Below are 18,288 nucleotides of genomic sequence, written 5' to 3'. Positions count from 1 at the left end.
CGGCTCTCGCACATTTTCAATTTTTCAACGAAACGGGTTGAATTCGTTGGCACTTTTAGGAAAGGGCATCTGCATTTTTACTGGTGTGGAAGCCAGTTGTTGAGTGGAGGGATCGGAGATTGGCATGAATTGCGTGCTTGGTTGGAATTGGGCGTTTGGCTGGAATTGAGTGTTTGGTTGGAATTGGGCATTTTGCTGGAGTTGACTGAAGGCTTTATTGGTTCGAGATTCTTTTTGAGTGAATTCTTTGATGATTTGCTTGTATTTTTCTTCGTTGTTTTGGAGTTCTTTCACCATGTTTTTGAGTCCGGTTATCGTTTTTTTCAACACTTGCTCCTGGGATGTAAACTGCTCAATGGCTTTTTCTTTTTCTGTTAAAAGAGAGTCGTATTTTTGGGTTGTTTTCTCCAGTACTTCGTTCCATTTATTTTTTTGAAGAGAGACGTTCGCGAGCTTTTCGTCGGTTTCCTTGGATTGTTGCTGAAAAGATTTGATACGATCCTGGGCCTCCGTTAATTGCTGTTTTGTTTCTTTTAACTCCGACTGGAGACTTTTAACGGTGTTTTGTGTTTGTTGGATTTCTTCGTCGCGTTTTTGGATGCTTTGCTGCAATTCTTGCTCATGCAGGGAATGCGATTCGGCCAGCTTTTTATAGTCAGCGACGAGTTGATTTTTCGTTAACCGAGCTGCTTCCAGCTCAAGCAGAGCTTCTGTTAATTGTTGAGAAGTCTCTTCGTGCTTTGCTGTCCAACTTTGTTCGAGATCTATTGCTTTTTGCAACATCTCATGGCGGGTGGCTTCTAGCTCTTGCTCTTTCGTTCGTAAATCCTGTTTTTGCGCTTCAAGCTCTTGCTCTCGGGTGTATCTATCTTGATTCTGTGCTTGTAGCTCCTGCTCCCGGGTTTGCAACTCTTGCCTCTGAACTTGGATTTCTTGCTCCTGAGAGAGGAGGGTCTGTTCCAGTGTGTTTAATTCTTGCTCCCGAGTGAGCAACTCCTGTTCACGATTGTGTAGGGTATGCCCTTGAGCCTGCAGCTCCTGCTCTTGGTTGTGTAGTTCTTGATCTCGAGCGTTCAGCTCTTGTTTCAGCGTGAGTAACTCTTGCTCGTGGGAGTGGATTTCCTGCTCATGAGAGAGGAGCTCCTGTCCGCGAAGCTGCAGCGCTTGCTCTCGAGATTGAAGTCCTTGTTCTTGAACCTGTAGTTCCTGGGTCTGAGCCAAAAGTGCTTGCTCCTGGGAGAGGTTGGCTTGCTCCCAATCCCGAAGCCCCTGTTCATGGGTCATGAGCTCTTGTTCTTGAACCTGCAACGCCTGCGTATGAGCTAGTAGCTCTTTTCCTTGCACCTGCAGATCTTGTTCAACACCGTTTAGTTCTTCTTCCCGTGCTTGAAGATCTCGCGTCTGTGCGAGAAGTTCTTGATCTCGTGCCTGAAGCCCTTGCTCGAAAGTGAGCAGCTCTTGTTCTTTCGTCTGGAGGTTTTGATTCTGAGAGTGAATTTCTTGCCCGCGCGTTTGCAGCTCTTGCTCGAGAATGTAAAGGTCCTGCTCTCGTGCTTGAAGGTATTGCGTCTGGGTGAGAAGGTCTTGCCCCCGAGCTTTGAGTTCTTGTTCGAGGATTGTTAGTTCTTGTTCTTTTGTTTGCAGGTTATCTGCTTGCGTTTGCAGTTCTTGCCCTTGTACTTGGATTTCTTGCTCAAAATGGAGAAGGTCCTGCTCCCGTGTGTTGAGGTCTTGCGTCTGGGAATGCAGCTCTAACGCTTTGGAAGTGAGTTGTTGTTCTTGCGTCTGAAGTTCTTGCTCGAGAGCGTGAAGGTCCTGTTCCCGTGCATGGAGATCTTGAGTATGGGAATCTAGCTCTAGCTCTTTGGAAGTGAGTTGTTCTTCTTTCGTCTGTAGGTTATGCGCTAGGGATTGAAGTTCTTGCCCTTGAGTCTGAAGCTCTTGCTCGAGAACGTGAAGTTCCTGCTCCCGTGCGTCGAGGTTTTGCGTTTTGGACGTGAGATGCTGTTCTTTCGTTTGCAGGTTATGCGATAGGGATTGAAGTTCTTGGCCTTGAGTCTGAAGCTCTTGCTCGAGATCGAAAAGTTCCTGTTCTCGTGCGTTGAGGTCATGCGTTTGAGAATACAGCTCTAGCTCTTTGGAAGTGAGCTGTTGTTCTTTCGTTTGCAGGTTTTGAGCCAGGGATTGAAGGTCATGCCCTTGAGTCTGAAGCTCTTGCTCGAGAACGTGAAGTTCCTGCTCCCGTGCTTCGAGGTTTTGCGTTTTGGACGTGAGATGCTGTTCTGTCGTCTGCAAGTTATGCGCTAGGGATTGAAGGTCTTTGCCTTGAGTCTGAAGCTCTTGCTCGAGATCGAAAAGTTCCTGTTCTCGTGCGTTGAGGTCTTGCGTCTGGGAATGCAGCTCTTGCTCTTTGGACTGGAGCTGCTGTTCTTTCGTTTGCAGGTTTTGAGCCAGGGATTGAAGGTCATGCCCTTGAGTCTGAAGCTCTTGCTCGAGAACGTGAAGTTCCTGCTCCCGTGCGTCGAGGTTTTGCGTTTTGGACGTGAGCTGCTGTTCTGTTGTCTGCAAGTTATGCGCTAGGGATTGAAGTTCTTGGCCTTGAGTCTGAAGCTCTTGCTCGAGATCGAAAAGTTCCTGTTCTCGTGCGTTGAGGTCTTGCGTCTGGGAATGCAGCTCTTGCTCTTTGGACTGGAGCTGCTGTTCTTTCGTTTGCAGGTTGTGCGCTAGGGATTGAAGTTCTTGCCCTTGAGTCTGAAGCTCTTGCTCGAGAACGTGAAGTTCCTGCTCCCGTGCTTCGAGGTTTTGCGTTTTGGACGTGAGCTGCTGTTCTTTCGTTTGCAGGTTTTGAGCCAGGGATTGAAGGTCATGCTCTTGAGTCTGAAGTTCTTGTTCGATATCGAGAAGTTCTTGCTCCCGTGCGTTGAGGTCTTGCGTTTGAGAATGCAGTTCTAGCTCTTTGGAAGTGAGCTGTTGTTCTTTCGTCTGCAGGTTATGCGCTAGGGATTGAAGGTCTTGCCCTTGCGTCTGAAGCTCTTTTTCGAGACCGAGAAGTTCCTGTTCCCGTACGTTGAGGTCTTGCGTTTGAGAATGCAGTTCTAGCTCCTTGGAAGTGAGCTGTTGTTCTTTCGTCTGCAGGTTATGCGCTAGGGATTGAAGGTCTTGCCCTTGCATCTGAAGCTCTTGTTCGAGATCGAGGAGGTCCTGCTCCCGTGCTTGAAGGCCTTGAGTCTGGGAGTGCAGCTCTAGCTCTTTGGATTGGAGCTGTTGTTCTTTCGTCTCGAGGTTATGAGCTAGGGATTGAAGGTCTTGCCCTTGATTCTGCAACTCTTGTTCGAGAACGTGAAGTTCCTGCTCCCGTACATGGAGGTCTTGTGCCTGTGAGTGCATTTCTAGTCCTTGCGTTTGTAACGCTTGTTCAAGACCGAGAAGTTCCTGCTCCTTTGCTTGAAGGTCTTGTGTCAGAGAATGCAGCTCCAGCTCCTTAGCATCGAGCTTTTGCTCGGTAACAAGCAGCTGTTGTTCTTTCGTCTGAAGCTCTTGATTGAGAGTGAGCTGCTCTTGTTCTTTCGTCTGCAGGTGATCCGCTTGAGAATGCAATTCTAACCATTGCGTCTGAAGCTCTTGTTCAAGATCGAGAAGCTTCTGTTCCCGTTTTTGTAGGTGTTGCGTCAGAGAATGCAGTTCTTGTTCCTTCGATTGGAGGCCTTGTTCGAGAGAGAGTAGATCCTGCTCTTTTGCCTGAAGGCTACTCGCTAGGGATTGCAGTTCCTGCCCTTGCCCTAGCAATTCTTGCTCAAGATCGTGAAGGTCCTGCTCCTGTGCCGTGAGACTGTGCTCAAATGCGTGGAGGTTTTGCTCTCGCACTTGTAGTTCCTGTTCCCGCTGCTCCCAATTTGTGCTTGATTCTGTAAGCTGCTGTAGGTCAGAGAGTGTCTGCTCTTCCCGTGCTCGTGCGTCCTCCAACTGCTGATTCAGTGATTCAATTTTGGAGAGTTGCTCGTGTTGCCTCATCTGCGCACTCTCAAACTCTTCATTTACATGATCCAAAGCTTGTTTCCATGTAAGCTGTTGCTGCTCCAGATGCGCGATCATGTCTAAATGCTGCTGGCGTTCTTGCAGGATCTCCTCGATTTTACTCAGCTGCTGCTGATCTTGCTCGTGTAACGCTTTTTGCCATTGTGCCTCTTTTTGTTCGTAGCTTTGTATTCGCCGTTGGAGCAATTCAATGTGCTCGCGTAAGTGTGCTTCCTGCGCTTGATGTTTGGACATGATTTCTTCAAGCCGTGGACCTTTTCGTTGCTCTCTGATCTCGGATTGCAAGTAGTCGATCGAACTCTTTAGTTTTGCCTCTGTTTCCTGGTGGTCGGTTATGGCATTTTCGCGTTGTTTTAGGAGATGTTCGTAGTAGTCGAGCTTGCTCTTCATTTCTTGAAGCATGTCTTGTGAATCATTCAAGCGCAGCTTCCATTCTGCGCCTTTGCTGTCCAAATCGTGGAGGTTCTGGTTCAGTTGTTCAAGCTGCTCTCTATATGCTTCATTTTTTTGGGATGTTTCCTCTATCTGCTTCTGTAGGTACCACACTTCTTGCATGAGTTGGGTTGCTTTTTCTTCGTAGTAGTGTGCTTGTTTTTTTAGCAGGAGGAGCTTCTCATTTTCTTTCGACTTGTTCGGATTGGAGATTCTCCTTTTGTACACAGTGTTGTCCTCCTTTTTCCGTCTGGCTTTCCCATATAGACATATGTACGGGGTGGGAATTGGTGCCTGTATTGTAGTGACGGTTCATCTATAGAAAAAACGGGAGAAGTGTTGGTCTTCTCCCGCCTGATTGGAAACGAATATTTTTTTTCTTACGGAGTGGTAATGACAATATCCCCGAACGTGATGCAATCGGCAACCAGTAATTGTTCGTCTGGAACGACTGTAATGGTGCCGCTGAAGACGAGGACACCAGCAGAGTCGGTGAGTGTCAGAATGATAACGTCTGGCAGGCCGAGTCCTGTTTCGGCGAGTGTCAGAGAGTAGGTCAGTGTTTCTTGTGCGCCTGTTGCTGTGAATGTCCGTACACCAGTACCTGTTACGATCAGACCTGTCACAATTGGCAGGATAGGCAGTACGGTAATGCATGTCGGAGAGCTGATAGTCGTTGGCGAGAAGCTGAAGCTTTGATCGCCAAGGACATCAGGCAGGAGAGCATCAAAGAAATTAAAGGTAAACGAGCTGCTGGATGGATCGCAACTTGGGCAGATATCCGCGATGAGCTGGATCGTACCGACGGCAATGGCGAGTGGGATACCAATAGAAATGGAGACGTTTGGTACCAACGCGTTGACGGACGCCTGGCAATCGCAGTTGCGTACTGGGAAGATTGGTGGGCATTGTGGCGGGAATGTGATCGGCGGGCAACGGAAAGATGGCGTTGGCGAAGGAATTGGAATGTTGTTTGGACGCGGAGAGCAGAATTTCGCCAATACTTCCAGTTTGACTTCTGCTTCTACCTGGATCTCTACGCAGACAATGACGTCGAGTTGAACCATGCCACCGAGGAGAACAGTACCGGTCGGTGAGCACTCGAAAGCACTGATTCGGCACAAGATATTGTCCTCATCAAGCGGTTCAGGCAGGCACAGTACGACTTCCTGATCGAATTGCACTGTTGTTGTGAATTCGCAGAGAGGTGTTCCGTCTGCGAAGACGCGAACGAGCACAGTGGCTCCGAACACAAAGCGAACGACTCCGACCCGAACAGTGGTCCCATTGACTGTAATATTCTCGCGGCGAATACTGACGACTCTGCAAGTAGGACCAGGAGAAACTGGCTCAACGCAGGAGAGCGTGATATCTTGCCCTGCACGAATGGCAGCGTCTACCAGAGCTTGACAATCGTCGGGAAGGGCAATCTTGTTTCGGTAGCTGTTCGCTAATACTACCCAGTCATACACCTTATTGACGCGAATGCACTCTTCCTGCAGGTTGTTCGATATAGGAGGAGTTGCTGTAGGCGTCGGTGTAGGGAGCTGGCGACCCATAATGGGCTTCACGTGATGTTTCACCGTAAGAATCCTTCCTTTCCTAGGGAGTTTGCTTTGCAGTTACATACTATGTGGGCAACGGGAGTTTGGCATGTTGAGCATGCGCCTATTTTTTAGGTCACTATCTTGTCAGAATGGAATTTGAAATTTTTGAAAGAACCAATTGTCGTCGAATTTTCTTTGGGCAGTGTATCGAACACGCTGAGCGGCAGCCCCGCAAGTCAGCACATCATCCGCAATTTCACTCGCATTTGCGTAGAGCACAAGTTTTTTTGCAGCCTCAATCCGCTGCTCGTTAAAATGGCTGTACGCCATTCGAAGCATATTGTAATAAATGTGCTCATGTGCAACTGTGTAAGGGTGAACTTGCCTAAACAAATGCAAGATTTTTACGGATGGCTGGACCATACACGTATATCCAAAGAGCCACATTTTGATGGAAAACTCGATATCTTCAAATCCCCATATGCGAAAACCACGGTCAAAACCCCCGACTTTCATAAAAGCCTCTCTGGTGACCAGGAAGCATCCCCCTGGCAATATCGCAACCGGTGCCGGGCCTGTTGGCTTTGGATACCAGGTGATCTCGAGCTTTTGATTCAGATTTTGCCCATATCCAATTTTATGTGGCTCCGTCATGGAGGCGATTCCGGGAGCAACGCCATCTGCTTTTTTTGTAAGAATGAGCTCCATCATGCGATCGATCCAAAAGTTTTCAAAAGACAAATGGGCATCGCAAAAAATGAAGTAGTTGCCGCGTGCGTGATTCACGCCCAAGTTTCGTGCTGCTGCAGCACCAATGCCTTCTGTTGTGATTAATTTTATTTTTTCATTTTGCACTTGGCCTTGTAGAAAGTGACAACCGTTATCAGATGAGGCATCATCGACTACGATCACTTCATATGGATACGTGGTTCTTGTATTCAAAAGGGAAGTGATGGTAGAACGCACATTGTCCCCCTCATTTTTTACAGGAATGATAATGGAGATCAGGGGTATTTGTGAGGTGGGCATATGACCACTCCTTTCCGTAGCATCGTATGCGCAACGCGCTTCTTCGGAACAGTCATCGCCAAAAATGTTCACTTTGGACACTGGGCATTCATACAATATCGCGGACTGACGGAAAGTGTCGTGAGGAGAGATGGGAATGGATGTTGAGGTATATTACAGTGGTCAACGTGGCGGGACCATGCCGTACGCGGCTCTGCCAGCGTTCCGTTTATTTTGCAAGCAAAATGGCTTTCAATTGAAGTGGGATTCGACGAATAAAAGAGTGGACCTGGATTCGGGGTTGAAAGGAAAAGTTTGCGTTCTTTTTACAGGCATATCTTCAGGAGGGACCGCCTACGAGTGGGAGGTATTGGGGAACGTTCAAAAATTTCTCTCTGATAGCGGGATGGAGGTTGTCTTAAGCCAAAACAATCCGACTCTGGCGAAAAATACGGATGTCGCCATACGTTTCAGCTTAAAGGAAATGCGAGCCCTAGAAAAAACGAGACTGATTTTCTTTCAGTCGGAGGATGAAAAGCGGCAAGATCTGGTCAAGTGCTTGCGTACAGAAATGCAGCAATCAGGAATCCCGTGTCTCTATAAAGTAATCAAAAACCAAAAGCAACCATCAATCGTTCACATCCAGTTGCAGTTGCCGCTTTATACGGATGTGAGCAAGCGTAAGATCTATGCGGAAAAAATTGCGCTACACTTAGCGTCAGGGGTTTTGGAGTATTTCCAAAATGGATTGCACATTCAGCCAATGGCGTTTTTACCACCCAATATTTTAAAGCTGTTTTATTCCACTATGCTCTTTACCTCTGATGAGGAAAGTCAGCAGAGAGCAGATGAAAAGCCATTAGCAGAGGAACAAATCACGATTCAGGAAAGTGACCAGCCGAGTGTTGAGGCCAGTGACTCAAAAAGTGAAGAAAACAGCGAATCAAACAGTGAAAGGGAAGAGCTGTTGATCTTGGCAGAAGAAGAACTGCTGGAACATGTAGTGACCATTCATCCGATCGAAGAAGTGCCTGAACAGGTTGAATTGCGTACAGCGGCAGAAGTGTATTTTGATTACACGTTGATTCACTCTGAATCAGTTGAGAAGCCGTACCTGTTGATTGGGACACTGCAGGTGAAAAATACGGGGAACGTTGAACTGAAAAATCCAATCGTGTGCCTGCGCGTCTCGCCTGTCGATTCGATCAAAATGGGAGGGCAGGTATTGCCGCCGAAGCTCGTGGAGACGATGGCTGTGCAGGGTACATCGGGCTTAAAAGGGTGGAGATACTTGGAAGACGATTGGTTTGCCCAAGCGATGGAGAGAGGGGAATACTGGATAGCGCCGATCCAGCCTGTAACCATTGCGCCGGAATCGACGGAATCGTTCCAAAACTTTCAGATTTCTTTTATGAAACAAGAAGCGGGGAAGGGAATCGTCGTCGAGGGTGTCGTGCTGTGCAACGATCAGACGGTACACTTTTCCGCCAATAACCGGATCGCCGTGTCTTTCTAATATGGAAGAAAAGCCACCATTTCAGTAGAAATGATGGCTTTTCCGTTCCGCGCCTCTATTTTTTCAAGAACATTTGCACGAACGTTTTCCCGTGCGGACCGCCATTCACAACAGCAATGGCTACGTAGTCGTATGACGGACTCATGATATTGGCTTTGTGCCCGGAGGAATTCATAAACATTTGATGAGCGCTGCTTACAGAGTAGTTTTGAGCAATATTTTCAGCAGCTGCTAAATAGCGAATACCAAAAGTATCCATCATTTGAAACGGTGAGCCGTAAGTGGGAGAGGTGTGGCTAAAGTACCCTTTGCTTACCATCTCCTGGGCTTTCACGCGTGCAACATTCACCAACTGCATGTCCACTTGATAAGGTGCGAGCCCGCGGCTGGTGCGCTCTTGATTCACGAGTTGAACCATTTCTTTTTCCTCAGCCGTCAAACCAGCAGGAAGAGGAACTTGCGTGCCAGCACCAGGGTTTTGCGGTTGTTCAGGCTTGCTTGGTGTTACGGGAGTCGTTGGATTGGTTGGAGTGGTTGGCTTTGTATCTGGTTTGGGTTGCACTGGATTGTTCTTATATTGCGTTTGAATGGCAGTATAGGTTTTGGCATCAGCTTCACCAGTCAAGGTTTGTTTATTGCGCGACTGGAACAGCATGACGGCAAAACGCGTAGATTCATCGTATTGTCCCGATGCCGTTACTTTGTAACCGAGGCCAGCGAGCATCGTTTGCAATTCCTTCACGCGTTCACCGCTAGCACCCAATTTCAGCGTAACGTAATCATTAGACTCAGCAGGCTTGCTAGGCTTGGACGGTGTGCTTGGCTGTGTCGGCTGCTCTTGCTTGCGAGCTTGGTACACGCTCTTCAGTTTACCGTAAGTGGTTTTATTTACAATTCCGGTTTGCGGCAGCATGTATTTTTTCTGGAACGCTTTGACGTTATAAGCTGTGTTGCTGTTGTAGATCTTGTCCACTACCAGCTTGTAGTCGTAATGGAGTGCATCGAGCATCTTTTCCACTTCAAGCACGCGCGAGTTTTTCATCCCTTTTTTCAAAGAGGTAAAGGTTGTTTTCGCAAATGCAGGTTGTCCGATCATGGTTACGAGGACGGACAGGGAAAGGATGGTTGCCATTTTCTTCATGTTGCGATTCATCTCATCACGCCTTTCTCTGGTTTGTCGCACCACAATGGTACTAAATGTGGAACAAATGAGAAAAGCACAAAATATTGGAAAGAGGTGGAGGTGGAATGTTTGACCTCTCTTGGATCGACCTAATCATTCTCGTGCTGGCAAGCTTTCGTCTCACGCATTTGATTGTTTTTGATGAGATCACATCTTTTCTGCGAAACCCATTTTACCAGGTGTTATATGTACCCGATGAGTCTGGGCAAATGGTGCGGGACTTTCAATTTAAAGGCGGGAGGGTGCGACAATGGATAGGCAGATTGTTGAGCTGCCATTGGTGCGTGGGAATTTGGGTGGGCGCTTTGATCGTTGGGTTGTATATGTATGTGCCAGCCGCCTATCCGTTGCTGCTCCTGCTTGCCATAGCCGGAGCGGCGGCTGTCATTGAGACGAAATTATACTCGAGTTGAAAGGTTAGCTCCTCGAAAAAGCTTTGTACACGATCACTTCGTCATACGAAAGCGGAATGATCTCTTCGGCCATGTATCCTCCTGCCATTCTTTGCTGGACTTGAGGAGTGCTCGGTACACCCACACTGGAAGACGCGATGTCTACACGAATCGTCGTGGCATTCGGATCGAGTGGAATTTCGAGGGCAAAGGTGGGTTTATCAACGGTAAAACTTTTTACATTTACGCCATTCACGAGCGCAGTCAAAACAATGGGCTTCGGTAATTTTACGGGGGAGCCAGGAACTTTGCCCTTTACGAGCAACATTTGAGCAGGTGCAGTAGGATCCGATTCCACTATCGCGCGCAGGACAGGAGGCGCCCACAAGTCCACGCCCCGATTCATGCTTGTGATTCTGGCTGTATTGGATGGGAAGGACTTATAGAGCCGCAACAGGTCGAGTACACCCATGCCTTTGTATTGTGGAACATACGATATCCAATGGCTGGGTATGGACGAATAATTTTTCGCAAGAGATCGTAAGACTTCGGGTACGCCGACGGAATGCCATTGGGTAGCTGATTTGCACGCTGTGTGGATTCGAGCATTTCCTAAATAGTGGGGCACATAACCGATGGGATAAAATTTGGCGATGCGCATCCACAGATCGTAATCCATGCAAAATTGCAATTTTTCATCAACACCCCCCATATGCCTGAAGACGTGGGTTCTGATGAAAGCGGATGGCTGGCAAATTACGCAGCTCTGGTACAACTTCTTGGCATCAGCCTGTTCGGAAGGGTAGCTGCTAGATACTTGACCGTATTCGTTCATCACTTGGCAATTGCCGTGAAGCATTCCCCAGCCGGGGTTACTTGCAAAAGCGTGAACTGCCATCATGATGGCGCCGGGTACATAGGTGTCGTCTGAATTCAGCCAGCCAATGATTTCCCCTCTTGCCATTGCCAGACCTTTGTTAAGCGCATGAGACTGTCCGCGATCCGGTTCGGAAATATAACGGAAGCGCGGATCTTTTTGTGCATATTCTTGCAGGATGGAGAGCGTATCGTCAGTGGAGCCTCCATCTACCACGATATGCTCAAGGTTTGCATAGTCCTGGGTCAATATGCTATTTATCGTCTCACGAATAAACCGGCCTTGGTTGTAAGAGGGGGTAATGATACTCACTAATGGTTGCTGTGAGTGGGACACGAGATTCACTCCCATCTTTCCATCATAAAAAATGCATGCACTACCATCAGACTATGAAAGAATGGAAAATCGGGTACACAAGCATCGTTGATCTTGTGCACCCGATTTCATTTTAACCGGATATTACAGGTAGTCTGGAATGATCCCTGGATTGCGGAATATGCGGAGTAACTCCGCGTGACAGTTAGGGTCTATCTCGTTGCCAGAAATGGCTCTTGCCACGAGGCTGATACGACCCGCATCGTAATTGTTGATTTTGCCGGAAGGAATGGTCCGAACCGATTCAGGAATGATTTCAAACAGTGTGCCTCGGAGCATCTCCTCGATGCAAAGGACGGACGGTAGCCACCAAGTGGTATCGTCTTTATAAATCCGGTTCATTTGTCCAGGAGCTCCGTTGTAGACCATGATGGATTGATTCGTATCCAAAATACAGGCAGTTTCCAACAAGAGGTGCCCACCTGGTTTAATCACGCTCCGGCATTGTGACAATGTCCACATCGGATCGCGCAGATGATAGAGCAAACCGAGATGCTGGACGACATCAAATTGATTGTGCCGTATTTGTTGAGGAAATGGCAGTGGTTCTATAAAATCGTCCATCAGCAAAACTTGCAGCCCTTCCCATAGTTTATAAGGGCTGGTATTGTACAGCGGCAAAACTTTGCTTTGCAGGATGTTCTTGCAAAACTCAAAATTCAAATAGAGCGGCTGCATACAGTCCGTAGCCACGACAAGACTTGCCCCTCTTTGCTCCGCTTCAAACGCCCACATTCCGTCAAAGCTAGCGAGATCAAGGACGCGTTTCCCCGAATATTGGATGTATTCTCTGGATTGTCGCGTCATATTCCATACATTTTCCAGAAGCGTAATCCCGGGAGTGATGATACCTGGTCGCAGCGCGATTTTATGGTACCATCGTCGTTTATTGATCTCATCGAGGATTTCCTGATCTGTCCAAAATCTTCCCATCGACATGTCCCCTTCATTGAAGAGTGCTTGCCCTATACGATATGTACGGACAGTGCTGGGGGGAATGATATAAATGCATTAATTTCGTCCCAATCAAATGTAAAGTTGCTTGCCAGCATGCAGGTTTCCGGAAAAAAGGCATATGCCCGTTTCTCGTTGTCTTTCACTTACATAAAGTATGGGGAGAAAAAGGAGGCGGAAAGAGTATGCCCTTGCCTATCGTGATCATCCATCGAGGGGACGATGATTATCTCACATACAGCTTGCAGCAAGCGAAAAGAAGTAATCCCCATTCGCCCGTCTATCTTATAGGGAATGGAGGAAATAGAAGGTATGCTTTGAACGGCGTCATTCACGAAATGATAGACGATTACATGCATGCCGCTAGCGAAATGACGAGAGTCTATAAACATATTCATTTCATGCCCTATGAGTACAATCTGTTTTGTTTTCAACGATGGTTTATTTTGTTGGCATTTATGAAAAAGCATCAGATTCCGAAATGCTGCTACATCGATACGGATGTCATGCTGTTTACCGACGTGAACCATCCGCGCTTTGACAACTTTATGATGGAATTCGTATGGACCAATTTCTTAGATAGGCAGAAGCTAGAACAGTTTTGCGAGTTTATGACGTCTCAGTTTGCCAATCCGATAACATTTGCGAAAGTCGTTCATTACACGATGCAGAGAAAGGAACATGTCAGATTCAATCAGCCTTTAATTACAGATATGGTGCTGGCCTTGCTATTTCTTGCACAATTCAAGGATTACCAAATGAAGAACGGCTTGTTTCATGATGGCTTTATTGACGGCAATATTCAGCAGTCTGCGTCGGTGGAGAACTTGTACGGCTTTAAGAAAATTTACTCGATAAATGGTGTCCTGTGCTGCAAGGATAAGGCATTGGGCCGATATCTGCCGTTGTTTTCTCTTCATTTTCAAGGATACACGAAGCACCATATGAAGTTTTTCACGGCTCCCTATCTCCCCCAAGCAGGTTCTTACATTTTCGATTATATTTCCAATCGATGGATTCAGTTTTTATAGGCTTCTATCATCCCTCGTGTTATTTGACCATTTTCATTGGACCATAGAGCATCGACTGCGACAAACGCATAAGATGGTGCATACAACACGATAAACGGATAGAGGTGGCCTGGGTGAAACTGATATTGCTATCGGGTGGTTCAGGGAAAAGGCTGTGGCCGCTCTCCAATGATGTCAGATCCAAACAGTTCTTGAAGTTGATAGGCAGTGCACATGCCCAACCAGAGGCGATGGTTCAACGAGTGTGGAGGCAGCTGGCCTCCCGCAATTGGTCGGAGCCTGTTTATATTTCAACAGGCCGTTCGCATGTTGACTTGCTTCAAAGCCAACTTGGAGAAGGCGTTCCCTTGATCGTGGAGCCGGAAAAAAGAGATACCTTCCCTGCCATTGCTTTAGCGGTGACCTATTTGTACTCTGCTTTGACAATGGACCCGGATGAAGTGATCGCCATCATGCCTGTAGATCCATTCGTTGAGGATCGCTTCATGGACAGGATCAAGGAGCTGGAGAACGTCATACTCAGATCAGGCGCGAATCTCGCATTAATCGGAGTGAAGCCTACGTATCCATCTACGAAATACGGCTACATTGTTCCACAGCTAGAATCACAATCGGATCAGGGTAAGAGGCCTCATGCCTATCAAAAAGTAAAAAGCTTCAAAGAAAAGCCGTCTCTTGAGCAAGCACAGGATTTAGTAGAAAAGAAAGCCTTGTGGAATTGTGGAATTTTTGCTTTTCGATTGGGCTATCTGATTCGCGAATTAGAGCAAAAAGGATTGCCTACTGAATACAACCGAATGCTTGAGCAATATAGCCAAATGCCTGCCATCAGCTTTGATTATGAGATTGTGGAAAAGGAAGAGAAAGTAGTCGTTCTCCCGTATGAAGGAGCCTGGAAGGACTTAGGGACGTGGAATACGCTCACGGAAGAAATGAGCGGGAATGCAATCGGTAAGGTTTTGCTTGATGAGAGTTGCACGAATACACACGTTATCAACGAATTGGACATACCTATCGTGTCCATCGGTTTATCGGATATGATCGTGGCAGCTAGTCCTGATGGCATCCTCGTTTCTTCCAAGGAACAAAGTCATATGGTCAAAAATGTGGCTTTGGATTGGACAAAGCGCCCAATGTATGAAGAGCGGCGCTGGGGATGGTATCAGGTTATGCATTTTCAGAAGAATGAAGACGACGTGGAAGTATTAACGAAAAGAATCCATGTATACGCCGGGAAAAATTTGAGCTATCAGTACCATCACCACCGTAGCGAAGTATGGATCATCGTAGAGGGCTGCGGCGATTTCATTTTGGATGATCAGCTGAGTCAGGTTGGACCAGGTGACGTATTGCAAATCCCGGTAAGAGCCAAACATGGAATCAAAGCTATGACCGAGCTGGAATTTATCGAGGTACAGATGGGAAGTCAGTTGGTGGAAGAAGATATCGTTCGACTTGGAATGACGTGGTCAGCGATTCTGGAGCAGATTGGGAAGCACGGTGATCGCGATGATTGATCCTGCGTTTTGGCGAAACAAAAAAGTGTTGATCACAGGTCATACGGGGTTCAAAGGGGCATGGCTGTGCTTATGGCTGCATCATTTAGGAGCGAAGGTAACAGGGTATGCGCTGTCGCCGCCGACGAATCCGAGTATTTTTGCGTGTGCCCAAATCAGTTCATTGGTTGATTCGATCATTGATGATGTCAGATCGAAGGAAAGCGTTCAAAAAGCGATCAACCAAGCAAACCCGGATATCATCATTCATATGGCCGCTCAGCCGCTGGTGCGTTTGTCGTATCAATATCCGGCGGAAACCTACGAAATCAATGTCATGGGTACGGTGAATGTACTCGAGGCGGCGAGAGTGGCTGTGCAGAACGGAATGAAAATCAAAGCAATCATCAATGTTACGACGGATAAGGTTTACGAAAATCGGGAGTGGGTGTGGGGATACCGTGAGCAGGATGTGTTGGGCGGCTATGACCCGTATTCCAACAGCAAAGCATGTTCGGAGCAAGTGACTGCCTCCTATCGCAATGCTTTTTTCCACCCCGACCAGTATCACCAGCATGGCGTAGCAATTGCTTCAGCGCGAGCAGGCAATGTAATCGGCGGCGGTGATTGGGCTCTTGATCGCTTGATACCGGATTGCCTGCGTGCCTTGATAAAGGGAGAGAAAGTCACCACCCGAAATCCCAAAGCAATTCGACCGTGGCAGCACGTCCTTGAGCCATTAACAGGGTACTTGATGCTCGCTGAAAAAATGTGGGGAAATGGCAAGGATTACGCCCAGAGCTGGAATTTTGGTCCGAATGAGGAAGATGCCAGATCGGTAGAGTGGATCGTCCAGCAATTGTGTGAGCGATGGGGGGCTGGTGCCCGTTTTGAAGCAGAGCAAACCGATCCACAATGGCACGAAGCCCAATATTTAAAGCTGGACTGTTCCAAAGCCAAAAGCGTAATAGGCTGGAAGCCCAAGTGGTCGCTCGAACAGACCTTGGACAGTATCATTTCTTGGCATAAGGCTTATCAGCAAAAGCAAGACGTAAGGGAGATCTGTTTGGCCCAAATCGCAGCGTATACAGATAAGACCCAATGAACAACAGAGGAAGGAGGGCAGCCAATGAAAGTCGTCATCCTAGCAGGAGGGTATGGCACGCGCATTGGAGAAGAAACGCATCTTCGTCCGAAGCCGCTCATTGAGATCGGTGATTGGCCCATCATTTGTCATATCATGTCTCTTTATTCCAAGTACGGTTTCCATGATTTCATCATCTGTCTCGGGTACAAAGGCTATATGATCAAGGAGTACTTTGCGCACTACTTCCTTCACCATTCTGATGTGACTTTTGATTTTCGTAACGACAATCAGGTCACTTTTCACAACCACAATGCTGCTCCGTGGCGAGTCACATTGATTGATACGGGGAAAGACACAGGGACAGGTGGAAGGGTGAAGCGCATTCAGAAGTATGTGGGAGAAGAAACATTCATGCTGACGTATGGAGATGGCTTATCCGACATTGATATTGAACAGCTGGTAAAATTTCATCGTACGCATAAAAAACTCGCAACGATCACCACGACTCAACCGCCAGGCAGATTCGGAGCATTGGATATTGCCGATGGGAGCACCGTAAAAGGATTCCAGGAGAAGCCAAAAGGGGACGGCGGGTGGATCAATGCTGGTTTTTTTGTCATGGAGCCGGGCGTATTTGACTATATTGCGGGTGATGAGACGGTATTGGAAAAAGAGCCGCTGGAGAGCTTGGCCAAGGCGAATCAACTGATGGCCTTCAAGCATACAGGTTTTTGGCATCCAATGGATACGCTCAGAGATAAAAACTACTTGGAAGAACTGTGGAAATCCGGCAAAGCAGCTTGGGCAACCAGCCGAACATGAAGGAGGAAGCAGGAGTGGGCGGATTAAACGAGAACAGTGAAGAAGTTTTTTCTCCGATCGGATACGGGGACATTACCATCGATTGTGGGGCAAATTACGGGGTCATTTCTCAAAAAATGGCGGATAAAGGCGCCCTCGTCTTTGCGTTTGAACCGAATCCATACGTATTTGAGGAATTGAAAAAAAGGGTTGGTTCCTATCCCAATGTCGTATGTATAAACAAAGCGGTTTGGCATAAAAACGACAAGCTGCGCTTGCATTTGCATGAACATTACCATACGGATCCGGCAGGGTCTGCGTATGCCTCTTCCCTTTTGACCAATCATCCGGTTACGAATCCTGAAAAGTATGTAGACGTAGAGGTAATCGATTTGACACAGTTCATCCAAATGCTCAACCGCCCGATCAGATTGATCAAAATCGATATTGAGGGGGCAGAATTTGAACTATTGGAAAAAATCGTGGAGCAAAATTTACACCTTCAAATAGAAAAAATAGTCGTAGAAAATCATGAATGGCTGATCGAAGGCTTGAAAACGAAAGCCGATCACTTTCGGAGGGTCATGCAAGAAAAACAAATTCACAACATTGACTTGAACTGGATATAAGAAGAGTGCCAAGCAGGTGAAGGGGAGCGATCCCAGATGAAGATACTTGTGACCGGCGCGACAGGCTTTCTCGGAAGCCAGCTCGTAAAAGCGCTGCGATTGGACGGACATACTGTCATCATTTTGAAAAGGAGCACTTCCGATTGCTCGCGTATCCAGGACATATTGTCTGATTTGATTACGTATGATACGGATCGCGGTCAATGGGAAGCTCCTTTTTTCGAGCAGGGGAGAATCGATGCGATCATCCATACGGCAACCTGTTATGGACGAAACAACGAGAGCAATGCCACGATGGTAGATGCTAATGTGACCTTTCCGCTGAAACTGCTGGATGCGGCTATGCGCTTCGACACCCCTGTTTTTCTGAATACAGATACGTTTTCCAGTGCGCCCGTCCGATTATCCAAACATCTACAACCATACAATTTGACGAAGCGTCAATTTCGAGAATGGGGAAAATGCCTAGCCGATACATCTTCCCTGCAATTCATCAACGTCAGGTTGGAGCATTTGTATGGTCCTTATGATAATACGAATAAGTTTGTCTCTACTGTCATCAAAAGCTGTCTCGAAAATCAGCCCGAACTAAGGCTTACAGAAGGAAAGCAAGCAAGGGACTTTATTTATGTGGACGATGTTGTTTCTGCCTTTTGTGTGCTGTTGGCGCATGCGACTCGTCTACCCGCAGGCTTTACGGAATACCAGGTAGGGACAGGTACAGCAACCTCGATCCGAGAGTTTGTAGAACTGGTTCATCAGATGACTCAATCAAGCACGGTTCTGAAGTTCGGATCGATTGCGTATACCGACATGGAAATCATGCATTCACAAGCAGATATTCGACCGCTGCAAGCACTAGGGTGGAATCAACGTGTAAAGCTGGAAGATGGATTGAGAAAGGTAATGGCCACTTTCAAATAGA

General features: G+C 47.3%; 14 protein-coding genes. 8 read left to right on the top strand and 6 right to left on the bottom strand.

Features of this window, described 5'->3' with window-relative positions:
- Positions 1–24: 24 nt before the first annotated feature.
- The 3 genes from ACM6JA_RS26730 to ACM6JA_RS26720 form a co-directional block, all read right to left on the bottom strand.
- Positions 25–4,695 carry a hypothetical protein gene (locus tag ACM6JA_RS26730; RefSeq protein ID WP_414854817.1) on the bottom strand — a complete coding sequence of 1,557 codons (4,671 nt, stop codon included), beginning with the start codon at positions 4,693–4,695 and terminating at the stop codon, positions 25–27.
- A 152-nt stretch (positions 4,696–4,847) separates the two neighbouring features.
- The gene (locus ACM6JA_RS26725) at positions 4,848–6,038 is read right to left on the bottom strand and encodes a hypothetical protein (protein WP_414854816.1); all 1,191 of its coding nucleotides are present in this window, start codon (positions 6,036–6,038) and stop codon (positions 4,848–4,850) included.
- A gap of 120 nt (positions 6,039–6,158) precedes the next feature.
- Positions 6,159–7,043 (bottom strand): glycosyltransferase family 2 protein, encoded by an 885-nt coding sequence (locus ACM6JA_RS26720; RefSeq protein WP_414854815.1) that lies wholly within the window; start codon positions 7,041–7,043, stop codon positions 6,159–6,161.
- Positions 7,044–7,179: 136 nt separating this feature from the next.
- Between ACM6JA_RS26720 and ACM6JA_RS26715 the strand changes: the two genes are divergently transcribed.
- On the top strand, positions 7,180–8,538 hold the full coding sequence (locus tag ACM6JA_RS26715; protein WP_414854814.1) for a hypothetical protein: 1,359 nt from the start codon (positions 7,180–7,182) through the stop codon (positions 8,536–8,538).
- Between the two features lie 55 nt (positions 8,539–8,593).
- Here the strand turns inward: ACM6JA_RS26715 and ACM6JA_RS26710 are convergent, their stop codons facing one another.
- Entirely contained in the window at positions 8,594–9,679 is a 1,086-nt protein-coding gene (locus tag ACM6JA_RS26710) for a peptidoglycan-binding protein (RefSeq protein WP_414854813.1), read from the bottom strand.
- Positions 9,680–9,786: 107 nt separating this feature from the next.
- Between ACM6JA_RS26710 and ACM6JA_RS26705 the strand changes: the two genes are divergently transcribed.
- Positions 9,787–10,134: a DUF1360 domain-containing protein gene (locus tag ACM6JA_RS26705; RefSeq protein ID WP_390233797.1), complete on the top strand. Its 348-nt coding sequence runs from the start codon at positions 9,787–9,789 to the stop codon at positions 10,132–10,134.
- Between the two features lie 4 nt (positions 10,135–10,138).
- Here the strand turns inward: ACM6JA_RS26705 and ACM6JA_RS26700 are convergent, their stop codons facing one another.
- Positions 10,139–11,326 carry a glycosyltransferase family 2 protein gene (locus tag ACM6JA_RS26700; protein ID WP_414854812.1) on the bottom strand — a complete coding sequence of 396 codons (1,188 nt, stop codon included), beginning with the start codon at positions 11,324–11,326 and terminating at the stop codon, positions 10,139–10,141.
- A gap of 123 nt (positions 11,327–11,449) precedes the next feature.
- Positions 11,450–12,298, bottom strand: a complete 849-nt coding sequence (locus ACM6JA_RS26695; protein ID WP_414854811.1) for a DUF1698 domain-containing protein — start codon at positions 12,296–12,298, stop codon at positions 11,450–11,452.
- Positions 12,299–12,504: 206 nt separating this feature from the next.
- Between ACM6JA_RS26695 and ACM6JA_RS26690 the strand changes: the two genes are divergently transcribed.
- The 6 genes from ACM6JA_RS26690 to ACM6JA_RS26665 all read left to right on the top strand — a co-directional run bounded on the left by ACM6JA_RS26690 (position 12,505) and on the right by ACM6JA_RS26665 (position 18,287).
- The gene (locus ACM6JA_RS26690; RefSeq protein WP_414854810.1) at positions 12,505–13,350 is read left to right on the top strand and encodes a hypothetical protein; all 846 of its coding nucleotides are present in this window, start codon (positions 12,505–12,507) and stop codon (positions 13,348–13,350) included.
- 113 nt (positions 13,351–13,463) lie between these two features.
- On the top strand, positions 13,464–14,867 hold the full coding sequence (locus ACM6JA_RS26685) for a sugar phosphate nucleotidyltransferase (protein ID WP_414854809.1): 1,404 nt from the start codon (positions 13,464–13,466) through the stop codon (positions 14,865–14,867).
- On the top strand, positions 14,860–15,951 hold the full coding sequence (rfbG, locus tag ACM6JA_RS26680) for a CDP-glucose 4,6-dehydratase (RefSeq protein ID WP_414854925.1): 1,092 nt from the start codon (positions 14,860–14,862) through the stop codon (positions 15,949–15,951). The genes ACM6JA_RS26685 and rfbG overlap by 8 nt, the downstream gene beginning before the upstream one ends.
- A 24-nt stretch (positions 15,952–15,975) precedes the next feature.
- The gene (gene rfbF / locus ACM6JA_RS26675) at positions 15,976–16,755 is read left to right on the top strand and encodes a glucose-1-phosphate cytidylyltransferase (protein ID WP_414854808.1); all 780 of its coding nucleotides are present in this window, start codon (positions 15,976–15,978) and stop codon (positions 16,753–16,755) included.
- Positions 16,713–17,363, top strand: a complete 651-nt coding sequence (locus tag ACM6JA_RS26670) for an FkbM family methyltransferase (RefSeq protein ID WP_414854807.1) — start codon at positions 16,713–16,715, stop codon at positions 17,361–17,363. The genes rfbF and ACM6JA_RS26670 overlap by 43 nt, the downstream gene beginning before the upstream one ends.
- A 36-nt stretch (positions 17,364–17,399) precedes the next feature.
- Complete coding sequence (locus ACM6JA_RS26665; protein ID WP_414854806.1) at positions 17,400–18,287, top strand: NAD-dependent epimerase/dehydratase family protein; 888 nt, start codon at positions 17,400–17,402, stop codon at positions 18,285–18,287.
- Position 18,288 lies beyond the last annotated feature (1 nt).

The organism is Brevibacillus sp. IT-7CA2 (assembly GCF_949767855.1).
Lineage (GTDB): Bacteria > Bacillota > Bacilli > Brevibacillales > Brevibacillaceae > Brevibacillus.
The sequence above is the reverse complement of the archived record's forward strand: the minus strand, read 5'-3'. Positions and strand labels throughout refer to the sequence as shown.